Annotated in this window: 7 protein-coding genes; all 7 read right to left on the bottom strand. The window is 63.6% G+C overall.

Annotation, left to right across the window (positions count from 1 at the left end):
* Positions 1-725, bottom strand: a 725-nt coding sequence (locus VB080_RS10665; protein WP_323418426.1) for a phosphoenolpyruvate hydrolase family protein, incomplete at its 3' end; no start/stop codon positions are given.
* A 46-nt stretch (positions 726-771) separates the two neighbouring features.
* Positions 772-2,034, bottom strand: a complete 1,263-nt coding sequence (locus tag VB080_RS10660; RefSeq protein ID WP_323418425.1) for a Tm-1-like ATP-binding domain-containing protein — start codon at positions 2,032-2,034, stop codon at positions 772-774.
* 15 nt (positions 2,035-2,049) lie between these two features.
* Positions 2,050-2,757 carry an ABC transporter ATP-binding protein gene (locus tag VB080_RS10655; protein ID WP_323418424.1) on the bottom strand — a complete coding sequence of 236 codons (708 nt, stop codon included), beginning with the start codon at positions 2,755-2,757 and terminating at the stop codon, positions 2,050-2,052.
* On the bottom strand, positions 2,750-3,514 hold the full coding sequence (locus VB080_RS10650; protein ID WP_323418423.1) for an ABC transporter ATP-binding protein: 765 nt from the start codon (positions 3,512-3,514) through the stop codon (positions 2,750-2,752). The genes VB080_RS10655 and VB080_RS10650 overlap by 8 nt, the downstream gene beginning before the upstream one ends.
* Before the next feature lie 61 nt (positions 3,515-3,575).
* The gene (locus tag VB080_RS10645) at positions 3,576-4,799 is read right to left on the bottom strand and encodes an ABC transporter substrate-binding protein (protein WP_323418422.1); all 1,224 of its coding nucleotides are present in this window, start codon (positions 4,797-4,799) and stop codon (positions 3,576-3,578) included.
* 125 nt (positions 4,800-4,924) lie between these two features.
* Positions 4,925-5,941 carry a branched-chain amino acid ABC transporter permease gene (locus VB080_RS10640; RefSeq protein WP_323418421.1) on the bottom strand — a complete coding sequence of 339 codons (1,017 nt, stop codon included), beginning with the start codon at positions 5,939-5,941 and terminating at the stop codon, positions 4,925-4,927.
* Positions 5,942-5,944: 3 nt separating this feature from the next.
* Entirely contained in the window at positions 5,945-6,790 is an 846-nt protein-coding gene (locus VB080_RS10635) for a branched-chain amino acid ABC transporter permease (protein ID WP_323418420.1), read from the bottom strand.
* Positions 6,791-6,808: the final 18 nt, after the last annotated feature.

Below are 6,808 nucleotides of genomic sequence, written 5' to 3'. Positions count from 1 at the left end.
CGTCGAAGTGCCTGCTGGACGGTCTCCGGCTCGTCGAAGGGCCCACCGTGGCAGATCACAAGAATGTCTGACCGCACCGAGCGGGCGGCGTCCGCGATCGTACGGGTGAGTCCAATCGCGTCGTCCAGGCTCACGGCCACTGCGGCTCCGATGGTGCCTCCTGTGGTCAGTCCCATATGAGCGACGATCAGGTCAGCGCCGGCTTCGGCCATCGCACGGGCCTCGTCCGCGTTGAAGCAGTACGGGGTGGTCAGCAGGTCCATCTTGTGGGCGAGCCCGATCATCTCGACTTCCTTGTCGTAGCCGAGGCCGGTAGCTTCCATGTTGGCCCGCATCGATCCGTCAAACAGGCCGACGGTCGGGAAGTTCTGGACTCCGGAGAAGCCTGCTTCCTTGACCTGCTGCAGAAAAACAGGCATCAATCGGAAGGGGTCTGTGGCGTTGACGCCGGCCAGGACGGGGGTGTGCTGCACGACAGGCAGTACCTCTTGTGCCATCTCCATCATGATCTCGTTGGCGTCGCCGTAGGCGAAAAGCCCGGTGATCGATACTCGTCCGGCCATCCGGTAGCGACCGCTGTTGTACAGCACGATCAGGTCGATTCCGCCGGCCTCCTCGCATTTGGCGGAGATGCCGGTCCCGGCCCCGCCTCCGACGATCGGCTGTCCCGCCAGCGCCTTCGCGCGAAGACGCTCAACGATCTCTGTTCTACTGCTGGCCATCATGGACTCCTTGTCCTCTCTTTCTTACTGGTTTCTGGTTCGGTGACGATCAGGATCGTGGCGTCGCCCTGACCACCATGGCGATCAGCTCGTTGGCCATTGCTTCGGCGAAGACTGGAGAGTTCACGTCGACGTTCAGCACGGTGACCGGGATATCTGGACGGAGGGCCGCTGTCAGGTCGGCGAGGAAGGCGGCATCCGCGGATGGCGACCAGAACTCGCCACCTACGACGTCCAGTTCCGAGAACCCATCGCTCGGGATGAAGACCGCCACCGGGCCGGTGGAAGGGTTCAGCCGGCTCGCGACCGTCGCCGCCAACGAGCGGTTCTCCTCAGCGGTGGTGCGCATCAACGTGACGTTGGGGTTCCAGGCATAGAGCGTGCGCTCCCGGTACCTTTCCGGGACGGTCTCCATGGCCCAGAAGTTGACCATGTCGAGACACCCGGGGGCGACCACTTGAGGAGTGCCGGTTTGCGCTGCTGCCCGCAGCCTCTCCGGTCCAGCGCTGAGCACCCCACCGCAGAGTTCGTCAGCCAGTTCGGTGGTGGTCAGGTCGAGGACTCCCTCGAACTGACCGGCCCTGATCAGATTCTCCATCGCGGAACCACCCGCCCCGGTGGCGTGGAAGACCAGGACCTCGAAGCCGGCCCCTTCCAGAACACCGCGGGCATGGTCGACCGCGCGTGTGGTGTTCCCGAACATGGTCGCCGCGATCAGCGGCCGCTGCTCCGGCGCTGGCTCTGCCAGCAGTTGCCTCCGGGCCTCGGCCATGCCACAGACGGCGCCGACGGCGCCCGCGAAGACACCGCGGGTGATCCGGTTGATGCCGGCGATGTCCACCACTGACGGCACCATCACGATGTCGCTGCCTCCGACGTACGCGGCTACATCGCCACCGGCAAGCGTCGACACCATCACTTTGGGTACCCCGAAGGGCAGGGCGCGCATTGCCGCAGTGCCCACCACCGTCCCTGCCCCGCCACCGAGGGAGAGGATGGCGTCGAACCGTCCGGCTTCCCACTGCGCTTTCGCCACCAGGCCGGCGCCGCGGGTCATCGTCGCGATCGCCTCGCCGCGGTCGTGAAGCCGGACCAGCTCCCCAAGTTCCCGCCCGCCGGCGCGGGCGATGTCCGCAGGGCCGACCGCAGGAGATGCCTCTCCGTCACCCACGACCGAGATGTCGATGACGAACACCTCGAACCCTCTTCGTTCGATCAACTCCCGGACGTAACGCAGCTCGACACCTTTGGTGTCGAAGGCACCCAACAGCGCGATGACTGTCGTCGGGTCCGGATGGGTCAGCTCAGTCACGATCTCTCCTGTTCGCTACACACCGAGTAGTTCCTGGCGCAGGGCGGTGTCCTCGAAGAAGACGGAGGCGTCAGCGTTGTGGACGGATCGTCCGCTCACCAGTACACAGATCGAGTCGGCCAGCCGCCGGGCGACGGTGATGTTCTGTTCGACCAGCAACAGCCGCATACCGGTCTCGATCAAGTTCCGGCAGGCATCCACCACACGGTCGACCGCGACCGGGGACAGTCCTTCCGAGGGCTCATCGAGGATCAGCAGGGATGGGTTGGTCACCAGCGCCCGGGCCATCGTCAGCATCTGTTGTTCGCCGCCGCTGAGCCGTGTTCCAGAAACCTTGCGTCGGCCGGCCAGTTCGGGGAACAGTTCGTACAGTCGCTCAGGGGTCCACTGTGCGGTGGACGTGCCGCTCCGGCGGTGGAACAGGACCAAGTGTTCGTGGACGCTCAGGCTGGGGAACAGTCGCCGTCCCTGGGGCACGTACCCGATGCCGCGACGGGCGATCATCTCGGGGCGGGCGCCCGTGATGTCTGCACCGTCGAAGAGGATGGATCCCGAGCGCGGTGGGGTCAGACCCATGATGCTGCGCATCAGGGTGGTCTTGCCCATCCCATTGCGTCCCAGCACACAGGTGCATCCGTCTCCCACACTGAGCGAGCACCCCTGCAGCACGTAGCTGCTTCCGTAGTAGGTGTGGATGTCATGGACGGTCAGCAGGTCAGTCATGATGTGCAGCGCTCCCCAGGTAGATGTCCTGCACGGTTTCGTTGGCGCGAATCTCTGCCGGGCTTCCCTCGGCGATCTGGTGTCCCCGGTTTAGCACCGTGATGCGTTCGGCCACTCGCAGGACCAGTTCCATGTCGTGCTCGATCAGGATCAGGGTCCGGCCCTTGGGCAGGGCTTCGATGACCTCGAGCAGGGTAACCCGCTCCGCGGGCGACAGCCCGGCAGCGGGCTCGTCGAGCATGATCAGTTCGGGGCCCATCGCGAGCACCATGCCGATCTCAAGCTGGCGCTGCTCGCCGTGCGACAGTTCGGAGACAGCGTGGCCGAGTCTGCCGGCCAGCCTTACTGTCTCGGCGACCTGCTCGACCTCGACCTGCAACTGGGGATCGGCTGATCGCGAGGAGAAAATGCGGAAGGCCCGGTGACGGCCTCGGGTCGCGGCGAGCGCCAGGTTGTCCGCCACCGTCAGCCCGTTGAAGAGCTGCGAAATCTGGTACGTGCGCCCCAGCCCAAGCCGGGCGCGCTGTTCCACCGGCAGTCGGGTGATGTCCTTTCCGAACAGTGTGATACTCCCGGTGTCCACGGGGAGTTCACCCGCGATCAGGTTGAACAGTGTGGTCTTCCCTGCGCCGTTGGGGCCGATCAGGGCGTGTCGCTCGCCACACCTGACCTGCAGGCTCGCGTCGCTCACCGCGTGGACGCCGCCGAAGCTCTTGCTGACGCCTACGACATCCAGCGCAATGTCGCCTTGTTGCATGGGGGTTCCTCCCGCTGGGTGCTGTGCCGGAGTTGTCCACGGCACAGCACCCAGTCGATGTTCAGCTTCCGAATGGCTGGTACTGGTACTCGGTGGGGGCGGTCAGCAGTGCACCGAGGTCGGCACACTGATCGGACGGGCTGGTGTTCGAGTCCGGCGGTGCCGCCATGTAGGTGTCAGGGTCGTAGACACCAAACTGGGAGACCTCGGTCACCGTCCACAGACCCTTGTTGTAGAGCGCTCCGCTGTCGTCCTTGGCAACCTCACGGATGTACACGTTCTGGGTGGCGGAGTGCCACTTCGGGTCGAGTTTGACCGGGCCGCGCGGGTCGTCGGTGATGTCGGCCGCCGCCATGGCGTCGATCAGGGCCTTGCGATCGGCCACATTGCCGCTTGTCTGGTCGATGCTGCGCAGGATCAGCTTCATCGACGAGTAGGCGAACTCCGCTGCCGCAGACGGGGCATAGCCGTACTTCACCTTGAAGGCGTCGGCGAACTTCGTCCACTCCGGCGTCGCCAGGTCGTCTGCGGTGTGCTGCGGCGACAGCGAGCCGGCGATATCGGCCGGCATCGCATCCAGGTCCGGCTTCTCGAAGGTGTTGGGTTGACCGACCAGAGGCATCTTGCCGATCATGCCGAGCTCGACATACTGCTTGATGAAGTTGACGGCATCGCCACCGGCGCCGTTGTAGAACAGTGCGTCGTAGCCCTGGTCAAGCGGAATGGAGGCGATCAAGGAGGAGAAGTCCGAAGTGGTGCCAGGCGGGAACCACACGCTCTTGACCTCGGTGCCACCACCGCGGCAGAAGCCACGCTTGAAACCGCCACCGGTGTTCCAGGGGAACGAGTAGTCCTCGCCGATCTGGTAGATCTTCTTGTAGCCCTTCTCCTTCGCCAGCCAGTAGCCGAAGACGTCCATGGACTGGGCGCCGGTCCAGGTGGGCCGGATGATGTTCTCAGAGAAGGAACGCATGGTCATGTCCTCTGCGGCGGAGTACATGACGACGACCGGGATCTCCTTGTCCTTCATGTAGTCGCCGACGGCGAGGCCCTCGTCACCGGAGACGAGGCCGGTCAGGATGTCCACCTTGTCCTGTTCGACCAGCTTCTTCGCCTTGGTCACCGCAATCTCGTTGTCGAGTTGATCGTCCTCGTAGATCACATCGATCTGCTTGCCTCCGGCCTTGCCGCCGGCCTCCTCGAGTGCGAGTTCGGCGCCTTCACGCTGCATCTTCCCGAAGGACGAGAACACGCCGGTGAAGGCGCTGATGAACCCGATCTTCACCGACCCCGAACTGTTGCCCTCAGGGACTGACGTCTGTGTCGTCCCTGGGTTCTGTGCCGTGCACGCGGAAAGTCCGAATGCGCCGACAACCAAGAGAACCAAAGCCCTCTTCGTATGGTTGGACATTATTGTGCCTTTCGCTTCGTTCCGACTCCCGGAAGTACGCTCCGCTGCGACTTCCCTGTTTCTTTGTTTTTTGTTTTTCGTTTGAGCGCATCAATGGCTCCCAGGACGCCCTGTGGTGCGAAGAGAACAACCAACACGAAGATGGCACCAATGATGGTGTTGTAGCGTTCGGTGTGTTGACTGATCAGGACGTCGAGCCAAATGGCGATCATTGCCCCCACGAACGGACCCCAGAAATAGGTGGCGCCGCCCAGGATCACCATGAGCAGAACCCAGATCGTGCGGCTCAGTGCCAGAGAGGTGGGGGTGATGATCCCGATCGAATACGTGGCGATGATCCCGCCGATGCCTGCGTACAGGGCCGCGATGATGAAGGCGGTCACCCGAATCCAGTAGACCGGGTAGCCCAGGGCGGCCATCCGGCGGGGGCTCTCGCGGACGCCGTTGAGGGCGAGTCCGAAAGGTGAGTTCACGATCCTGCGGAGGACGAGAATCGATCCGACGAAGACGATCAACGCCACCCAGTAGAAGTTGAAGCTCTCGGAGAAGTCGATGCCGAACACGGTTGGCGGACGGATGCCGCGGATGCCCGACCAGCCGTGAAGCAGCGTTGTGTTCTGCTGCGCGAACGCCCAGCAGATCTGTCCGAACGCGAGCGTGATCATCAGAAAGACCATCCCGTGGGTCCGCATGGCGACCATGCCGAACACCAGCGCCACCGCTGCGACCAGGGCGAGGGCGAACAGCAGGGTCCATCCGATCGGCCAGCCGCGCTCGAACGCCATCAAACCGATCACGTAGCCGGTCATCCCGAAGAAGGCGGTCTGGGCCAGACTGGTCATGCCACCCTGACCGATCAGAAAGCCGATCGAGGTGGCGAGCAAGCTGAAGTAGAACACACGGATCAGCGTTGTCACCCAATAGGTGTCGGCGACCAGCGGAAATACCACCAGGACGAGCAGGAGCCCGCCGAGGATGAGGGCTCTGGTGCGCGGGTTCATCGTGGCCGATGCCATCGTTCACGCCACCTTTCTTCCGGCCAGACCCTGGGGGCGCAGTGCCAGCACGATCACCATCGGGACGAAGATCAGGAAGTAGGCATACTGCGGAGCGAACGCCAGCCCCCACGAGATGATCTGTCCGAGGATGAGCGCGCTGAGGAACGCCCCCAGCAGGCTGCCCATTCCGCCCACGATCACCACGACCAGCGAGTACATGAGGATCGTGGTGTCGCCGCCCGGACTGAGTTGCAGGTAGGAACCACCAAGCACGCCTGCCAGCCCACCCAGAAAACCGGACAGGACGAAGACCCCGGTGTACATCACGCCGATGTTGAGGCCCAGGGCACGGACCGTCTCCCGATCGTCGACGCCAGCCCTAACAGCTGCGCCGAGCTTGGTTCGGTACAGCAGAAGCCACAGGCCCACAGCAACCAGGACTGCCGAGGCCATCAGGATCAGACGGAATCCGGGATACGTGACACCCAGGACATTCGCCGGCGGGTTCAGGCTGGCGGGCACATTGAGCGTGACCGGAGAACGCGGCCAGAAGACCAGGCACAGGTCGACGATCACCATCCCCAGGGCGACGGTCAGCAGGGTCTCGGGCAGGTCGTTGCCGCGCACCCTGGCCAGCATCAATCGCTCGAAGATGAACCCGAGAGCTGCGATGGACACAGAGCCGGCGAGCAGTGCCAGCAGCCAGTTCCCGGTAGCCGTAATGACTGAATAGCCGATGTATCCACCCAGCATGTAGAAAGCGCCGTGCGCGAGATTCACAACCCGCATCAGTCCGAAGGCAAGCGTCAGCCCACTGCCGAGAACGAAGAGAATGGCAGCCTGGGTGAGCCCATTGAGAATGAGCACAACAACACTGTCCATAGT

Source organism: Propionicimonas sp. (assembly GCF_034927565.1).
Classification (GTDB): Bacteria; Actinomycetota; Actinomycetes; order Propionibacteriales; family Propionibacteriaceae; genus Propionicimonas.
This window is presented reverse-complemented; position numbering and strand designations above follow the sequence as displayed.